This window comes from Clostridium sp., assembly GCF_040797585.1.
Classification (GTDB): domain Bacteria; phylum Bacillota; class Clostridia; order Clostridiales; family Clostridiaceae; genus Clostridium_Z.
In genome coordinates this window covers 1-18,215 of the sequence record NZ_JBFNEO010000004.1, presented here as the reverse complement: position 1 = coordinate 18,215, position 18,215 = coordinate 1, and the positions used below count along the sequence as shown (strand labels likewise).

At 30.0% G+C, this 18,215-nt stretch carries 18 protein-coding genes and 1 other annotated feature; of the genes, 13 read left to right on the top strand and 5 right to left on the bottom strand.

All coding sequences use genetic code 11. From position 1 onward, the window contains the following. Positions 1–62 precede the first annotated feature (62 nt). Complete coding sequence (locus tag AB2369_RS00555) at positions 63–1,100, top strand: nucleoid-associated protein (protein ID WP_367664519.1); 1,038 nt, start codon at positions 63–65, stop codon at positions 1,098–1,100. Positions 1,101–1,138: 38 nt separating this feature from the next. Here AB2369_RS00555 and fba read toward each other — a convergent pair whose 3' ends face one another. From fba to AB2369_RS00540, 3 genes are all read right to left on the bottom strand, one after another. Then, on the bottom strand, positions 1,139–2,074 hold the full coding sequence (gene fba / locus AB2369_RS00550) for a class II fructose-1,6-bisphosphate aldolase (protein ID WP_367664518.1): 936 nt from the start codon (positions 2,072–2,074) through the stop codon (positions 1,139–1,141). Between the two features lie 137 nt (positions 2,075–2,211). Continuing rightward, positions 2,212–2,592: a DUF4363 family protein gene (locus AB2369_RS00545; protein ID WP_367664517.1), complete on the bottom strand. Its 381-nt coding sequence runs from the start codon at positions 2,590–2,592 to the stop codon at positions 2,212–2,214. Beyond that, positions 2,589–3,236, bottom strand: a complete 648-nt coding sequence (locus AB2369_RS00540; protein WP_367664516.1) for a DUF421 domain-containing protein — start codon at positions 3,234–3,236, stop codon at positions 2,589–2,591. Before AB2369_RS00540 ends, AB2369_RS00545 begins: the two co-directional genes overlap by 4 nt. A gap of 253 nt (positions 3,237–3,489) precedes the next feature. On the opposite strand from AB2369_RS00540, the gene AB2369_RS00535 reads away from it, so the two are divergent. The 4 genes from AB2369_RS00535 (at position 3,490) to AB2369_RS00520 (ending at position 7,707) form a co-directional block, all read left to right on the top strand. Continuing rightward, complete coding sequence (locus AB2369_RS00535) at positions 3,490–5,148, top strand: nucleoside kinase (RefSeq protein WP_367664515.1); 1,659 nt, start codon at positions 3,490–3,492, stop codon at positions 5,146–5,148. 276 nt (positions 5,149–5,424) lie between these two features. Then, positions 5,425–6,105, top strand: a complete 681-nt coding sequence (gene sdaAB, locus AB2369_RS00530) for an L-serine ammonia-lyase, iron-sulfur-dependent subunit beta (RefSeq protein WP_367664514.1) — start codon at positions 5,425–5,427, stop codon at positions 6,103–6,105. Between the two features lie 4 nt (positions 6,106–6,109). Beyond that, the gene (sdaAA, locus tag AB2369_RS00525; RefSeq protein WP_367664513.1) at positions 6,110–6,991 is read left to right on the top strand and encodes an L-serine ammonia-lyase, iron-sulfur-dependent, subunit alpha; all 882 of its coding nucleotides are present in this window, start codon (positions 6,110–6,112) and stop codon (positions 6,989–6,991) included. Positions 6,992–7,365: 374 nt separating this feature from the next. Continuing rightward, positions 7,366–7,707: a hypothetical protein gene (locus AB2369_RS00520; RefSeq protein ID WP_367664512.1), complete on the top strand. Its 342-nt coding sequence runs from the start codon at positions 7,366–7,368 to the stop codon at positions 7,705–7,707. Between the two features lie 30 nt (positions 7,708–7,737). Here AB2369_RS00520 and pssA read toward each other — a convergent pair whose 3' ends face one another. Further along, positions 7,738–8,259: a CDP-diacylglycerol--serine O-phosphatidyltransferase gene (pssA, locus tag AB2369_RS00515; RefSeq protein ID WP_367664511.1), complete on the bottom strand. Its 522-nt coding sequence runs from the start codon at positions 8,257–8,259 to the stop codon at positions 7,738–7,740. Between the two features lie 403 nt (positions 8,260–8,662). Between pssA and AB2369_RS00510 the strand changes: the two genes are divergently transcribed. Then, complete coding sequence (locus AB2369_RS00510) at positions 8,663–9,562, top strand: YegS/Rv2252/BmrU family lipid kinase (RefSeq protein WP_367664510.1); 900 nt, start codon at positions 8,663–8,665, stop codon at positions 9,560–9,562. A 189-nt stretch (positions 9,563–9,751) separates the two neighbouring features. Then, positions 9,752–10,258, top strand: coding sequence for a hypothetical protein (locus AB2369_RS00505; protein WP_367664509.1), 507 nt, complete (start codon positions 9,752–9,754; stop codon positions 10,256–10,258). Positions 10,259–10,286: 28 nt separating this feature from the next. On the opposite strand, the gene AB2369_RS00500 is transcribed toward AB2369_RS00505, so the two are convergent. Then, positions 10,287–12,197 carry a YgiQ family radical SAM protein gene (locus tag AB2369_RS00500; RefSeq protein ID WP_367664508.1) on the bottom strand — a complete coding sequence of 637 codons (1,911 nt, stop codon included), beginning with the start codon at positions 12,195–12,197 and terminating at the stop codon, positions 10,287–10,289. 439 nt (positions 12,198–12,636) lie between these two features. Then, positions 12,637–12,871: a binding site (T-box leader), on the top strand. A gap of 91 nt (positions 12,872–12,962) precedes the next feature. Here AB2369_RS00500 and cysK point away from each other — a divergent pair. The 6 genes from cysK to AB2369_RS00470 form a co-directional block, all read left to right on the top strand. After that, positions 12,963–13,868: a cysteine synthase A gene (cysK, locus tag AB2369_RS00495; protein WP_367664507.1), complete on the top strand. Its 906-nt coding sequence runs from the start codon at positions 12,963–12,965 to the stop codon at positions 13,866–13,868. A gap of 32 nt (positions 13,869–13,900) precedes the next feature. Continuing rightward, a complete protein-coding gene (gene epsC, locus AB2369_RS00490) occupies positions 13,901–14,479 on the top strand; it encodes a serine O-acetyltransferase EpsC (protein WP_367664506.1) in 579 nt (192 codons plus the stop codon). A 320-nt stretch (positions 14,480–14,799) separates the two neighbouring features. Continuing rightward, complete coding sequence (gene queG / locus AB2369_RS00485; protein ID WP_367664505.1) at positions 14,800–15,792, top strand: tRNA epoxyqueuosine(34) reductase QueG; 993 nt, start codon at positions 14,800–14,802, stop codon at positions 15,790–15,792. Positions 15,793–16,124: 332 nt separating this feature from the next. Next, the gene (locus AB2369_RS00480; RefSeq protein WP_367664528.1) at positions 16,125–16,814 is read left to right on the top strand and encodes a lysophospholipid acyltransferase family protein; all 690 of its coding nucleotides are present in this window, start codon (positions 16,125–16,127) and stop codon (positions 16,812–16,814) included. 190 nt (positions 16,815–17,004) lie between these two features. Next, entirely contained in the window at positions 17,005–17,637 is a 633-nt protein-coding gene (gene nth, locus AB2369_RS00475; RefSeq protein WP_367664504.1) for an endonuclease III, read from the top strand. Between the two features lie 141 nt (positions 17,638–17,778). Then, positions 17,779–18,215: hypothetical protein (locus tag AB2369_RS00470; protein WP_367664503.1), on the top strand; the 437-nt coding region annotated here is incomplete at its 3' end.

Below are 18,215 nucleotides of genomic sequence, written 5' to 3'. Positions count from 1 at the left end.
TTATGGTATAATAGAAATGTTTTTGTGTTATTACACTAAAAAAGAAAGTAGAGGTGTAGTACTTGGAATACATAAAGGATATAACCATAATAGATGCAGTACTTCATATACTAGATAACAATGGAGTAGACCCTATACTTAATGAGTCATACTTAGAATTAGATGATGATACTTATACTTTTTTATTTAAGCATGTGGAAAGATGTTTAAAGGATGAGGAATTAAAGTATGCTGTATTTAACGAAGAGAGAAGTATTGTAAAGGAAGTAAGCCAAGAGTACCTAAATGGAGAAAACAATTTATTAGAGGTGTCAAAGGAACTTGCAAGACAGCTTTTCGTTCAAATGAAGGCGAATGTTAATATACCATCTTGTGATATTTTAGTTATAGGAATTACCACAGAATATGGACCAATGCTTTGTATGCTTAAGATGGATTATGTAAAGAATTTTACCCATAAAATTGATTTTATAGAGGATAGGATGAATATAAACATAGTTCCTCATACTGCAGGACTTCCAAGTAGTAGCCAAAGAATTCAAAAGGGAGCCTTCATAAAACCTATAAGAGAAGGTCAAGAGTTCAATTTAATGGTTATAGATAAACAAAAGAAGTCAAAGGATAGTGAAGAATATGGATCTAACTATTTCCTTAATAATTACTTAGGATGTACTATAATTAGCAATGAAAGAGATATGACAAAAACCTTTTTAAAGGCTGCAGAGACTTTTACAAGAAATCATATAAAAGAAGATGCAGATAGAGCTGAAATCATAAGAACAGAGGTAAAAAGAAATCTAAAGGAAGAAGAAGTAATAGACGTACAGGAGCTTAGTGAAAACTTATTTAAGGAAGAGCCAGATAAAAAAGCTCAATTTATTGAATTTGTAGCATCGCAAGGTCTTGAAAAGGAAGTTAAGGTGGACAAGGAATGGGTAGAAAAAAAGCTAAAAAGGGTAAGGCTTAAAATAGATAAGGACATAGATCTTTATATAGATGAAGAGGCATACCACGATAACAGTAAATTTGAGATTCAAAGAAACGGTGATGGAAGCATTAATATAGTTATAAAGCACGTTATGAATTATATAGAGAAATAATAAAACCCACCTGAAATTAGGTGGGTTTTATTATCTAATTATTTTCCACTAGAATCCTTTGATCCTAGAACGTTATCGATTTTTCCTTCAACAGTCTTTTGTACAGCAGCTCTTCCAGCTCCTAAATACTTTCTTGGGTCGAATTCCTTTGGATTATCTCCAAATGTTTTTCTTACAGCAGCTGTCATAGCAAGTCTTAAGTCTGTATCCATGTTTATCTTACATACAGCCATAGAAGATGCCTTTCTTAGCATATCTACAGGAATTCCCTTAGCTCCTGCTATGTTTCCACCATATTCATTACAAGTTGCAACAGCCTCAGGATCAACAGCAGATGCTCCGTGAAGAACTATTGGGAAACCAGGTAACATTTCTTGAATTTTTTCTAGTATATCAAATCTAAGTTCTGGTTTAAAGTCTAGAGGGAACTTAAATGCTCCGTGGCTTGTTCCTATAGCTATTGCTAAAGAGTCACAACCAGTTCTCTTAACAAAATCAACTGCTTGCTCAGGATCAGTGTATATATGCTCAGCAGCAACTACATCATCCTCAACTCCTGCTAAAACTCCAAGCTCAGCTTCAACAACAACTCCTCTAGCGTGAGCGTATTCAACAACTTCCTTAGTTAATCTTACATTCTCTTCATAATCGTAATGAGAACCATCAAACATTACAGAAGTGAATCCTGCATCTATAACTGATTTAACAGCTTCTAGGTCTGGACCGTGATCAAGATGTAGAGCAACATCTACTCCAGTGTCAGCTATAGCAGCATCTACCATTGCCTTTAAATACTTAGGACCAGCATATTTTATTGCTCCTGTTGAACATTGAAGTATTACAGCAGAATTTCTAGACTTTGCTGCATTTATAACTCCTTGAATTATTTCCATATTATTGATATTGAATGCTCCTATAGAATACTTACCTTCGTAAGCTTTTTTGAACATTTCTTTAGTTGTAACTAATGCCATTAGATAAACCACCTTTCATAAATTTTCTATGGCCAATAGGGACTGATTCGGTCCCGCTGGGACTTTTTCTAATTGCTTTATACTTTTATTATAAAGCAAAAGAAAAATATTTTCCACCTTTATAAAAATATTTTTTACTAAAAAATATTTTTCATGTTTACTTTTTGATGTTTTTGTATACTATCTACAGCAAATTTTATATAATGTAGAGAAGATAATGTTTCATCTAGGTTTTTATTTTTAACAAATTGAGTTAATCTATAAATTTCACCTTCAATTAAGTCCATTTCTTGATGATTTATAAATATGGACATTTTAGATGCATTTAAAGCCATAAAATCTAAAAGAGATAGAACCTCCTCATAGCTTCCCTCCCAGTTATTCTCATTTACTAAATCTTCAATACTGTCATTTTTTCTTTCAAGTTCTACTGTTACCTTATTTAAGAAAATCATAGACCATGTCATAAATACTAACAATGCTATAAATATGCAAAAAGAGGCTATAACATTCTTCATTTCTTTTTTCCTCCTCTTCGTTGAAAATAAAATTTACCCTTAGAGTTTATAAGTGCGAAATCTATTTCTTCTCTTGTAATATTATTTTTTTTCAGTTCATTATTAAACCAATCTTCATCTTTATTTAAAGATTCTAATATGTCTGGATAAATCTTTCCATTATTAAATAGTATTCTTGGTACATATACAGGACTTCCATCTACACTCTTTTCAATTATAGATAGCTGTCCATTAGTCTCCCATATGGCAAAGGCTATTTGATTAAGATCAGAATAACCTTTAATTCTTAACTCTTCCATAAGTTCAGCAAGACTTAGTCTTTGATCTTTTAGTTGATTTGTATCTATTATTCCATTTTTAATTAAGACGCTAGGGGTTCCATCTAATATATTTTTAAATTTTTTATTTCTTATTTGAATCTCAGATAACACAACTTGAATTATAAGAAGTGTTACAATAGGAATAACTCCATTAATAAGAGGAAGTCTATTATCCTGCATAGGAAGAGAGGCCAAGTCTGAAATCATTATGGTTACAACTAATTCAAAAGGTTCAAGCTCTCCAATCTGTCTTTTTCCCATAAGTCTCATGATTATAACTACAAGGCCATATAATAGTAAAGTTCTAATTGAAAAAATAAACATAAAAATCCCTCCTCTAAGATATATTATGTAATAAAATGAAGATTTTTATTAATGAAAATAATTACATTTTATTAGCTTCTAAAGTATAATATAAAGGGAATATTAGATTACCTAAAATTCTAATATAATATTCTCTTTATATTAGACAGTTCATCATTAGTATAAACGAAGTAGTGCCACTCTATTTTGTAAACCTTAACAACAAGTTGCTTATTTAAAAAATATATAAATTTAAAATAGAAAGGGGATTCATATGGCTAAAATACATTTACATTCACCAAATGGAAAAACCTTAGCAGTAGAAGAGGGAGTAACTTTTGAAGAAGTAATAAAGGAAGAGTTTTCTCATATAGATATACCTATTACCCTTGGGAGACTAGATAAACATTATTATGAACTTAGGGATAAAATACCTCATGAAGGACAGTTTTATCCAGTAACTATAGAAGATACTCTTGGATTAAAAACTTATGCAAGAACTCTTCACTTTATTTTAATAAAAGCAGTTTATGATCTTTTTCAAGGATCTAAGATAACTATAGAGCATTCTATAAGTAAAGGGATATATGGAGAAATCCATAAAGAAAATTCCTTGGATGAAAAAGATATAGAGGATATAAAAAATAGAATGAAAGAAATCATAAGAGAAGACCAAAGGATAAATAAGATATCTGTGACTCGTGAAGAGGCAATTAATATATTTAAAGAATATGGATTTGAAGATAAAATTAGATTATTAAAGCATATAAAGAATAATAATTTAAAACTTTATGAGCTTCAGGGAAGATATGACTACTTTTATGGTCCCTTAGCACCAAACACGGGAGTTATTAAAACCTTTGATTTAGTATTCCATGATCCAGGTTTCATTTTAAGATATCCAGAAGAAAAAAATCCTAAGATATTACCTAAATTTGTAAACTATGAAAAGTTAGATAATATATTTAAAGAAACAGAGGAATGGCTCAATATATTAGAGGTGGCAGATGTAGGGGCTATAAATAATAAAATAGAAAATAATGAAATACAAGAGCTTATTATGGTAGCGGAAGCTCTTCATGAAAAGAAAATAGCCTATATTGCAGATACCATAAGTGAGAAAAAAGATGTGAAAGTTATACTTATATCTGGACCATCCTCTTCAGGAAAAACTACTTTTGCAAGAAGACTTGGCATTCAACTGAGAGCAAATGGTATAATACCAACCCCAATATCCTTAGACGATTATTTTGTAAATAGAGATGATACTCCTTTAGATGAAAATGGCGAATATGATTTTGAATCCATCGATGCTTTAGATTTATCTTTATTTAATGAGGATTTAAATAGAATACTAAGAGGAGAAGAAGTAGAAATTCCTAGTTATAATTTCAAATTAGGAGTTAGAGAGTGGAATGGACATAAAATAAAACTTCCAGACAATGGGGTACTAATAATTGAAGGTATTCATGGATTAAATGATAGATTAACTAATTCTATAGAAAATAAAAATAAATTTAAGATATATATAAGTGCCTTAACACAACTTAATATAGATAACCACAATAGAATAAGCACGACAGATGTTAGAAAGGTAAGAAGAATAGTAAGAGACTTTTTATCTAGGGGTTATATGGGAGAGGCTACTCTTAAAATGTGGCCTTCTATTAAAAGAGGGGAAGAAAAAAATATATTTGTATTCCAAGAGGAGGCAGATGTTATGTTTAATTCAACCCTTGTATATGAGTTATGTGTGCTGAAAAAATATGCCTTAGAGGAACTTGAAAAAGTAGATGAAAATAGTGAGGCTTATTATGAAGCTCTACGTCTTAAAAACTTTTTAAGGTTATTTAAGGATGTAGATATAGATATTATTCCTACAAATTCTATACTTAGAGAGTTTATAGGCGGTAGTGTTTTTTATAAATATTAATTATAATATGATTCTTGGCTTTAAGTAAAGCCTATTTTTACTACATCTAAAGCTAAGAATCATTTATACAGTTCTCTAACAATTGCCCATATATTTTTGAATATAGATTAATTCTTAAAACAAAAATTATTAAAGTGATATTTTAATAAATACATATAAATTTTCATGGAACTAGGAATAAAAAATACTTATAATGAAATAGGATAATTTATAGAAACTAAGGTTTAAAAACGGGAGAAAAAGAACTATAAGCTTAAAAGAAGGGGATTTTTTATAATGAAGAGATACGGAGTTTTTGATATTATAGGACCTATAATGATAGGACCATCTAGCTCGCATACAGCTGGAGCAGCAAGGCTTTCAAAAATTGCTGGAATTATTGCAGGAGAAAATATAAAAAAAGTTACATTTCTTCTTCATGGATCTTTTGCAAAAACTTATAAGGGGCATGGAACAGATAGAGCGTTAGTTGCTGGAATTCTTGGAATGGATCCGTGGGATGAAGGGCTTAGAGACTCTTTAGTAATAGCTAAAAATGAAGGTATAGAAATAATTTTTAAAGAAGAAGATTTAGGAGAAGTGCACCCTAATACAGTGAAGTTTGTAATTGAAAAAGAAGATGGAAATCAGTCGGAGATTATGGGATCTTCCATTGGGGGAGGAAATATAATAATAACAGAGGTGGATGGACAAAAGGTTGAGTTTACAGGAGAGTATCCAACCCTTATTATAGACCATATGGATGCACCAGGAGTTGTATCAAAGGTAACTGCAATCCTTTATGATAATGATATTAACATAGCATTTATGAAGGTATTTAGAAGTAGTAGAGGACGTGGTGCAGCTATGATTTTCGAAACAGACCATAAAATATCTAAAGATATAAAGGACAAAATTCTATCTATAAAAGATATAAACCACATTAAAATAATAAATCCTATGAAGGAAGGAGAATAATAAGGTGTATATAAAGAGCGGAAGAGAACTTATAGAGATATGTACTAAGGAAAACATATCCCTTGGAGAATTTGCTTTAAGAAATGAAATGGAAGAAAGCGGAGCGTCAAGGGAAGCTATTATAGAGAGAATGAGAAAAAACTTAAATACTATGAAAGAAGCAGCATCAAGAGCCTTAGATGAAAAGGTTATTTCAGTAAGTGGACTTATTGGAGGGGATGCATATAGAATAAATAAATACATAAAAGAGGGAAATACCTTAAGTGGTGACTATATAGTAAAAGCCATGGCAAGAGCTATTTCCTGTTCAGAAGTTAATGCATCTATGGGAAAGATAGTTGCATGTCCTACAGCAGGATCTTGTGGAATACTTCCAGCAGTTATAACCACAGCAGGGGAAAGGCTTAATAAAAATGATGATGAACTTATAATGGCATTATTTGCATCATCTATTGTAGGGATTGTAATTGCTCAGAATGCATCTATATCAGGAGCAGAAGGTGGATGCCAAGCAGAATGTGGGTCAGCAGCTGCCATGGGATGTGCTGCCGTTATTGACCTTATGGGAGGTACTCCAGCCATGTGCCTTAATGGAGCTGCTATAGTTATAAAAAATATATTAGGACTTGTTTGCGATCCTATAGCTGGTCTTGTGGAAGTACCTTGCGCTAAGAGAAATGCAGCAGGAGCAGTTAGCGCTCTTACAACGGTGGATTTAGTTATGGCAGGAGTTGAAAGTAAAATACCTTTTGATGATGTAGTTATGGCAATGAATAAGGTAGGACGTAGTCTTCCAAGTGAACTTAGAGAAACTGCTATGGGAGGCCTTGCAGTAACTCCTACAGGACTTATGCTTAAGAAACAGATATTAGAGGGAAATAAGTAAGAAATATTTATAAATATATATTAAGTGTAGTAGAATTTTTTATACAGTACTTAAAGATAACCCTTATTGATAATATAAACATCAATAGGGGTTATTTTCTTTAAGAGAATACATTTCTTTAAGTTGTTTTATAGGGGAAGATAATGGCAACGATTAGGTCTTATTAAAGAAGTGGATCATATTTATATATTCCTTAGTATTATTTTGAGTTTAATAGAATATTTTATATAGGAGAGTAGCAACTAAATAAGAATATAATAAAAATAGGAGTATGTAGAAGAGTAACTAAAAATTAAGCTATAAAAATTAAGTAATATTTTTATTACTCTATTAATATATTTATTTTGAAGTATGTATCATAGGTGGAATATAATATGAGTCATAGAGATTTAATGGAATACCATCAAAGAGAAATAGTGGCTATGGAAGAGATGCTTACAAGGCTTATTAACTCATATAGACTTTTAATTGGTGGAGCTAATGAGCTTAATGGTATTGCCCTAGCTAAAAAGAGTCAGGTTAAAGATGCACTTAAAAGAGCAGAAGTTCTTGGGTGTTTAATAGATGATGTGTCAGATGCTTTAAGAAGATGTCAATGTAGATATCTAGATTACTGTGTTATGTATTCTCAGGAGATAAAGGGTTGTATAAATCCAGAGAGTATATATGAGGATATTCAATGTGAATTATGTAAAGGGGATCCAGACAAGAAATAAAAAAAGTCTCTGGTATTAAACCAGAGACTTTTAAACCTTTTTAAGCTTGAATTTACTTACCATTAAATAAGATAGTACAATTAATAATATTACAGGTATAGTTGGATTTATAGCTTTTCCGAAAAGTGTTACTTGAATTAAACAAAATAATGCCATAAAAGTTCCAGCTATTGTTATAGGAACACCTGTAAAGGTTCCATCAAAACTTGATATATTATATCTAGCTAGTCTATAAGCTCCACATATAGGGAATATTAAAACTAGAAAATATCCTAGAATTCCAAATTGCATAAAGCCATATAGCTTGTAAACAAGAATTGAAGGTGCAACTCCGAAGGAGACTAAGTCAGCTAATGAGTCTAATTCTTTACCTATTTCACTATCCACATTTAATAATCTAGCAACTCTTCCATCATATCTATCAGCAATAGCTGCAAATATAATAAATATAGCTGCTAATCTGTAATCCTCATGAAAAGTTGCAAGTAATGATAAAACTCCAAAGGCTAAATTACCAAGGGTAAATGCATTTGGTATTGCACTTTTTTTCATTGATACATCACTCCCATTATAATTAGTGCTAAAGTTATTATACATTATATTATAGATTTATATAAGAGGGTACGGGGGTATTTAAGAAGTATTTAAGAAAAATATTGCATATAAAAGATTTAATTGTAAAAAAATATTATAGTAACTCATTATGCTAGTTTAATTAGTACAATGGATTTAATAGATTTTAGGTGGGTAACTTTTATATTCTGTAATTTAAAATAAGCAATTAAAGATATTTTAATATTTAACTAGTACAACATGTTATAGTAGTATTTTTATAAAACAAATTTATAAAGAATTTTAATATAATTATTTTATCATTATAATGTAAACTCGACATAGTAAATATAAAGTGATATAATCACTCTGTGACTTTTAATAAAATTTGGAGGAGTTAACAATGAAGAAAGTTAAATTCATATATAATCCTTTCTCGGGTGAAAATGCCATTTTAAATGATATTGATACTGTTATAAGATTACACCAAGAAAAAGGATATATAGTTGTTCCTCATAGAATAAGCTTTGATATAGAAATTGAAAAGGCTTTTGAAGATATAGATGATACTTATGAATATGTAATTGTGGCTGGAGGAGATGGAACTGTAGATACTGTTGTAAACCTTATGAAGTCATTAAACATAGATTTAGCACTAGCTATATTGCCAGTGGGAACTGCTAATGATTTCGCAAAGTTTATAGGAATGTCCCCTAATGTAGAAAAAGCTTGTGAACAGATATTAAATTCTAAACCAGTACCTGTGGATATTGGTAGAATAAATGAAAAATATTTTATAAATGTATCTGCTGGATGTACTGTTGCAAGTGCTGGACTTTTTACAGATGTTTCTCAAAAAACAGATGTTAACCTTAAAAATACCATAGGAAAGCTTGCGTATTATATAAAAGGTTTAGAACAGCTTCCAAACTTTAGGAAACTAAAAGTTAATGTTGAGAGTAAAGAATTTAATTTTCATGGAGATATGTATTTAGTTCTAGTATTTAATGGGCAAACAGCAGGTAATTTTAAGCTTGCATATAAGGCTAGTGCTCTAGATGGTAAGTTAGATATTATAATAATAAAAGCGTGCTCAATAAGGGAGCTAATACCTTTATTTATAAGAATTTTTAAAGGGGAGCATTTAGATGACCCTAATATTATTTATTTTAAAACGGATAAGCTAATTATTGAATGTGAGGAAGACATAGTAACTGATATTGATGGTGAAAAGGGACCAGATTTTCCACTGGATATAGAATGTGTTAAAGGTGGTCTTAAAATATTAGGAATAAATAACTAAAATTTTTAATAATATTAAGTATCAATGAATTAGAGGAATGATGATATGAAATTAGTTTATATTTATCTAGCCTTATTGGTACTTAATATTTTTTTTATAATAAACATTATTTTTTCAAGCTTTAATAATGCATCTAGGAAGATAAAAACTTTTTCTATGATGATTTTACTTATTTTGGTATTTAGATATATGGGACTATTATTTACATTCATAGTGCAAAATATAGAATATATATATGATGTAAGATATTTAATATCTTTAAATTTTATTGGAGTTCCGGGATCATTGTTATTAAGCTATTATATATTTTTAAGAAAGGACGGACTAAAAATAAACTTTCTTTTTATAATCTTAGCCATATTAACTTTTATTTATATAGGAGTTATAAAATTTACAACGGTATCTTTTGAAATACACTCTATATATGGATATGTTATGAAATATATGGGTGAAGGATGGGTTTATATATCCTATATATTTATTCTAAGTCTTATATTGTTTATATGTATAATAAGCTATGGGGATAAGAATAGTATAGAAAGTGGAATCATAATGGTTATGATTTCTGCCATGATAATAATAGGAGAAAATATGCTTGTCCTTCTAGGTTTTAATTTTGATCATAATGCTTTAATAGGAGAACTATTTTCTACTATAACATTATATTATGGAATGAAGAGCTTGAAAAAAGTATAGGCTTGGATAAAAATCCAAGCCTAATTCTTTATTTTTTATGCTTTTTAGATTTTTTATTATTAAAAGGTTTTATTAAGTCCTTTGATTTACCCTTAGAGGAGTTTTCCTTAACCTTTACTTTTTTGGTAGATTTTTTTATTGGGTGATAGGATATTAAACATTTTTTATCATTTCCTATTAAATCCTCTCTCCCAGCTTTAATTAAAGCTTCTTTAACTAAGGAGTGATTTTCAGGTACTGTAAATTGCATAAGAGCTCTTTGCATATTTTTTTCCTTAGGATTTTTAGGAACATAAACCTTTTCTGAAGTTAAAGGGTTAATTCCTGTATAGTATATAGTGGTAGATAGACTTCCAGGGGTTGGGTAGAAATCTTGAACCTGTTCAGGAGTATATCCCATATCTTTTATATAAAGAGCAAGCTCTACAGAGGATTTTAAATCACTTCCAGGGTGACTAGACATTAAATAAGGAACAAGAAATTGATTTTTATCTACCTTCTTATTTATTTCAAAATATTTTTTAACGAATCTATTATAGACTTCTTTTGTAGGCTTTCCCATTTGATGAAGTACCTTATCAGATACATGCTCAGGGGCTACCTTTAACTGTCCACTAATATGATGCTTACATAGATCTTTAAAGAATTCTGTATCCTTATCATGGATTAAATAATCGTATCTAATACCAGAACGTATAAATACCTTTTTTATTCCTGGTAAGGAACGAACCTTTCTTAGAAGGCTTAAATATTCTCTATGGTCAATTTTAAGGTTTTTACATGGAGATGGATGCATACATTGTCTATGTCTACAAGCACCATGGGTTTCCTGCTTCTTACAAGCTTTATGTCTAAAGTTAGCTGTAGGTCCGCCTATATCATGAATGTAACCTTTAAAGTCATCTAGAGTAGTCAAGAGTTTAGCCTCATTTATGATGCTTTCTTGGCTTCTATTTTGAATTATTCTTCCTTGATGAAAGGTTAAAGCACAGAAAGAACAAGAACCAAAACAACCTCTGTGGCTAGTAATTGAGAACTTAACTTCATTTATAGCAGGGATACCCCCTTTTTCCTCATACATAGGATGGTAGGTTCTCATATAGGGAAGGTTATAGGATATATCCATATCTTCCTCAGTTAGAGGCTCTTGGGGAGAATTTTGTACTAAGTACCTGTCCCCATGTTTTTGGATTATGTTTTTTCCGTTAATAGGATCCTGTTCATAAAACTCTAGCTTATAGCTTTCATTATAGGCATTTTTATCTGTGCTTACATCTTCATAACTAGGAACAACAACAGAATCTTTAATATTTTCAATATCCTTTGTTAAGTAGCAAGTTCCTTTAAGACTATTTATATTATTTATATTCATACCATAGCTTAAAAGATTAGCAAGTTGAACAATAGTTTTTTCCCCCATACCATATATTAGAAGGTCTGCCTTAGAATCAACTAGTATACTACGTCTAACTTTATCATCCCAATAATCGTAATGAGCAAAACGTCTTAAAGATGCTTCAATACCACCAATTATTATTGGAACATCTTTAAAAGCTTCCCTTATTCTATTACAATAAACAATGACTGCCCTATCAGGCCTATGGCCTCCTTCTCCACCAGGAGAATAAAGATCGTCTCTTCTTTTCTTTTTAGATGAGGTATAGTGGTTAACCATGGAATCTATATTTCCAGAGTTAACTAAGAACCCTAGTCTAGGTTTACCTAACTTTTTAAAATCATCAGTATTTTTCCAATTTGGCTGAGGAATTATTCCAACAGTAAAGCCATTATATTCTAAGGTTCTTCCAATTATACTAGATCCAAAGGATGGATGGTCCACATAAGCATCCCCAGTAACTATTATAAAATCAAGTTCTTCTATACCCATAGCCTTCATATCAGATTTACTTACAGGTAAAAAGTTCATCCCAAGTTTCATAAAATCTCTATCTCCAATCTTATTATACTTAAGGTATATTAAAAAAATAATTAGGCAGTAATTTATGAATTCATACTTATAATTCGTAAAGTTACTGCATTCTAAAATTATTATTTAATGTAATCCACTGTCTTATGTTATAGAAAATAGACTTAGGATTATTCTCTAATTATTTTTTTTAAGATACCTAAAAACTCAATCATTATATCTTAACATAAAGGGGTATAAATATAAAGATAATATACTTAGAAAGTAAAAGGAATGTTTATGTTGTTGTAATAAAATTATTTATGAATTAAACTATAGTTTTAGAGAAGTAGATTATATAACTAAATCTAATCATATCTATATAATCTATTTGAAAAACAAATACAAGTTTCTATTAACATATTAAGAGAAACAGTATATAATGATTAATATAAATCCTATCATATTAATCGGAAATACATTGAAGAAGGAAAGTACCTTAATGAAAGGTTGCAGCGAGAGGATGTTGGTGGAAGATCCTCACTGGAAATTAGGAGAAGTGCCCTTTGGAGTAGATGCCTGAAGCTTAGTAGGGTTATACGGTATCCCCCGTTATAGGGATAAGGCATAGTTTTGTGCCAGAATTTTAAGTTGGGGTACATATGCCCAATTAGAGTGGAACCGCGAAGTCAAGCTTCGTCTCTAAAGTTTTTAGAGACGGGGCTTTTTTATATACTATTAAAAACTTTTATCCACAGTTTAAATTTAAAAATATAATTTATTAAGGAGGAAAATTTTATGATTTTTAATTCAGCTATAGATATGATTGGAAATACACCTATAATTAAACTAAAAACTAAGGAAGGAAAAGCTAAGGTTTATGTAAAACTGGAAAGATATAATCCTGGTGGAAGTGTTAAAGATAGGGCAGCCCTTGGAATGATTGAAGAAGCAGAGAGATTAGGATATTTAAAAGAAGGAAATACAATAGTTGAACCAACTAGCGGTAATACTGGTATAGCTCTTGCTATGATAGGACGTCTTAAAGGGTATAAGGTTATTATAATAATGCCTGAAACCATGAGCGTAGAAAGAAGAAATATAATAAAGGCTTATGGAGCAGAGCTTATATTAACAGAAGGAGCAAAAGGAATGAAGGGAGCTATAGCAAAGGCTAAAGAGCTTTCAGATGAAAATGAAGGTTACTTTGTTCCTCAGCAGTTTGTAAATATAGCGAATCCAAATAAGCATTATAGAACTACTGCAGAAGAGATATTAAAGGATCTTCCAGATATAGATGTATTTATGACAGGAGTTGGAACAGGAGGAACTATATCAGGAGTAGGAAAGCTTTTAAAGGAAAAGAAAAGCAATATAGAGGTTATAGCCATAGAACCAGAAAAATCTCCTGTAATAAGTGGAGGAGAACCAGGACCACACAAAATTCAAGGTATAGGAGCAGGCTTTATTCCAGATATATATAACAAGGATGTAGTAGATGAAGTTATAACCATAAGCGATGAAGATGCTTTTGAAGGGGCAAGGATTATAGCAAGAGATTATGGTATACTTGTTGGAATATCTTCAGGAGCTAATGTTATAGCTGCCCTAAGAAAGGCTGAAACCCTAGGCGAAGATAAGATTATTTTGACAGTAGCTCCAGATGGAGGGGAAAAGTATTTATCCATGGGACTATATGAATAGATTTTAAAAAATAAGGATGAGGGGGGTATATTATGATAAAATTTTTAAAGCGTGAAATAAGAAATATAATGGAAAAAGATCCAGCTGCAAGAAGCGTATACGAAGTACTATTATATCCATCCCTTCATGCCATAATAAACTATAGAGTATCTAATTTCTTTTATAAAAGAAAACTTTATTTCTTAGCGAGACTAATATCTCAAACAGGAAGATTTATAACAGGTATAGAAATACATCCTGGAGCCACCATAGGAAAAAGGTTATTCATAGATCATGGTATGGGAGTGGTTATTGGAGAAACAGCAGAAATAGGTGATGATGTAACCATATACCATGGAGTTACCCTTGGAGGCACCGGAAAAGACAAGGGGAAAAGACACCCCACTGTAGAAGATGGGGCTATAATAGGAGCAGGAGCCAAAATACTAGGCCCCATAACCATAGGGAAAAATTCTAAAATAGGCTCAAACTCAGTGGTGTTGCAGAATGTTCCAAGTTATGCAACAGCTGTAGGTATACCAGCAAGAATCATATATAAATCAAAAAAAGTTATAGATATTATGAGTTATAAGGGTGAAGATAAATATATATATAATGATATGGTAATATAATATGAAGATATGGTTATAATGGTTAATAAATAAAATATAGGTTTTCATAGCAGTAGGTGTTATTTTATAAAAAAATAAATAATACCTACTGTTTTTTATATTTGATGAAGATAATAATACTATGATATTATTAACTATAAAATATTTTAACTATGGGGTGCTTAAGAATAATTAATAATGTCTAAGGATTTTATGTGCTAAGTTTAGAAAAATTATATATTTATGAAAATATTATATAAAAAATATTTTAGTACACAAAATATTTTAGAAAATCTTAAGGAGTTATTTTTAAAGGGATAAATACATGTAAAGGAGAAAAAATGAAAAATAAGATAAATGATTTTTGTAATAGTATAGGTCTTGATACTATAGGTTTTACTAAGTGTAGAGTGTTTCATGAGCTTCATGATTTATATATATATAGAAAAGAAAATAATATGGAGAATGAGTTTGAGGAGAAGGATATAGAAAAGAGGATAAATCCTTTTATATACATGGAGGAGGGAAAAACCATAATCTCTGTAGCATTTCCTTATATCCATAACTTTAATAATCATAAAGATGTATATTTTTCTAAATATACTCAGGGAAAAGATTATCATAGGGTAGTTAAGGATTATTTAGGACAAATATGTGAGTTTATAGAAAGTATAGGAGGGAAGGCAGTTCAGTTAGTTGACAGCAACTCTCTTCCAGAAAGATATATTGCAGCTCTTTCAGGAGTTGGATTTATAGGGAAAAATAATATGGTTATAACTGAGAAATATGGCTCCTATGTATTTTTAGGTGAAATAATAACGGATTTAGAATTAGAAGCAAAGGGTAATGAGAATCTAATAAATGAGATAAAAAATTTTAGTAAGTGTGGAGAGTGTGAACTTTGCTATAAGGAATGCCCAACTAAGTCTATAAATAATGTAAAAAAGAATCCTAACATATGTATGTCATATATTACTCAAAAAAAGGACTTAGAGAAAAAGTGGATAAAGACAATGGATGGTAGACTTTTTGGATGTGATACCTGTCAAAATTGTTGTCCTTATAATAGGGATATAGAACTTTCTCCAATTAAAGATTTTCAGGTTATAGATTTTATGGAGAATGTTGATTTAGAGGAAATGATTTATATGGAAAAGAAGACATTCAAAGAAAAATACCTTAATACCTCTTGTGGATGGAGAGGGAAGCCTGTTCTTCAAAGAAATGCCTTAATAGCTTTTATGGTTAAAATGGAAAACGGAGAAATAGAGGAAAAGGATATAAAGAGTCCTTATGTTAAGGAGTATTATAATATGATTAAAAATATAGTATAATTATTAAGTATATAAGTTGTAGCAATTTGTTTTAAGTAAAAATTTTTCTATAGGATTTTCAGCTTGAATATTAGCTTAATCTTTTAAAATCTATTTAGATTAAGTAGTGTATAAAATAAGTTTTTAGTTAAAAATCCTATGAGGTTCTAAGTTATAGGGTTTTTAGCCTAAATCTTAACTTATACATGTACTTAAATCATTTAAACCCTTGGATTTTAAGTAGCTCATAAGATAAGTTTTGAATCAAAAACCCTATATACATTGTTTAATAAAAGCTTATATACTAATTATTATGTTATGGAAGGTTGATAATTATTATGAAGAAAGCTAGAATGGTGTCTTCTATATTAAATGTGCTTCCTAAAAAAATGGGAGATTACATATGCAATAAGTTGATATATGGATATTTAAATAAGTATGCAAAGGTAGAAGTTTTAAATAAGGAGAATTTATCTTTAGCAAAGTCCCCATGTATATTTATTTGTAATCATCTGAGTAATGCAGATGGGCTTATATTAAACGATGTTTTAAAAGATTATGATCCAAGCTTTTTAGCAGGGGTAAAGCTATCTAATGACTCTGTTACAAATATTGGAATTAGAGTAGTAAAAACCATAACTATAAATCCAGGAAGTGCAGATAAAGAAGCATTAACAAAGGTTATAAAAACCCTAAAGGATGGAAATAATATAATGATATTTCCAGAAGGGACTCGTAGTAGAGAAGGTAATATGATAGAAGCTAAAAAGGGAATACTTCTTATTGCTAGACTAAGTAAGGCACAAATTATCCCATTAGGTATATGGGGAACAGAAAAGCTTATGCCTATAAATAAAGATGGATCTATGAGAAGTGAGAACTTTAATCATTCAGAGGTTAAGGTTAATGTGGGAAAGCCTGTAGAGCTTCCTAAGAAGGATAAGGATGAAAATAGACATGAATATGATGAGAGAGCATTAAAATTTCTTATGAAAAATATATCAAAACTTATTCCAGAAGAGTATAGAGGTGTTTATAAGTAATTTAATTTAAATATATATACTAGAAAGTTCATCAGTATTATGGCGTGTAAACTTATGAATTTTAAGTATAGAAAATTATAGACTAAGTTATTTAGGTATGGTTTTTAATAAAGATTATATAAAAGTACATTATTAAATTTTATCATATTTACATTAAGCATACTAATATTATATTTTAGAGGAGAAGCAAATGATGGAAAAGGTAGAAAAAGTATTAGAGTTATTAGAAAAAGAATATCCTGATGCTCAGTGTGAGCTTAATTATGAAAGTCCTTTTCAGCTTCTTGTAGCAACTATTCTTTCAGCACAAACCACAGATGTTAAGGTGAATCAAGTTACAGAAACTTTGTTTAAGGACTATGAAGATTTAGATGCTTTTCTAACTCTTACCCAAGATGAGCTAGAAAATAGAATAAGAACCATAGGATTATATAGAAATAAAGCAAAGAATTTATTACTTATGTGTAATCAGCTAAAAAACAATTTTAATGGTGAGGTACCAAATACTATGGAAGGTATAACCTCTTTAGCAGGAGCAGGAAGGAAAACAGCTAATGTGGTATTATCTAATGCCTTTGGAGTTCCAGCTATTGCAGTAGATACTCATGTTTTTAGAGTTTCTAACAGAATAGGTATTGCTAAGGCCAAGGATGTAGTAGAAACGGAAAAGCAATTACAAAAAAATATACCTATGGATAAATGGTCACATGCTCATCATCTTATTATATTTCATGGGAGAAGATGTTGCACTGCAAGAAAGCCAAATTGCGAAGAGTGTATAATAGCTCCATATTGTGATTATTTTAATTCTTTAGTAAAGTAACAAATATAACAAAATCTCCTAAAAATAATGTAATATTTTAGGGGGTTTTATTTTTTTATAGAATAATTTTTGGATTTTTTTAAAAAGGAAAAATAAGAAAAAAGAAGAAATATATTCTTAAGAAAGGAATGATGTTACTATATGAGTCACAGTATTAATAATTTTAAAGGTAATAAAGATTTCCAAGTTAGAGATAACACTTTTAATATGCTTAATATTGCGGCAATTATATTTATATTCATAAGTATAATTGTTGCATCTTATAGCAATAAGCTAAATATACCAATAGAATTAGCACATTGGTTTAAATCTGTAATTATATTTATGTTAGCTAATATGTGTATTATGTATATATATTTAGTTAAGAATAAGCCTGGTAGAGTAGCTAGATGGGTAGGAATAATAAATTCTTTTCTATTAGGGCAAGAAATTATAGAACTTTTATATTCAGTGAATATGTATTCTAGCAGTTTAGATATTGAAGCCTTGAAAGATGGGTACCTATGGACGAAATTTCTAACTGTTATATATATTTTTATAAAATATAAAGGAATAGGAATAAATAAAAAGGGTAAAGT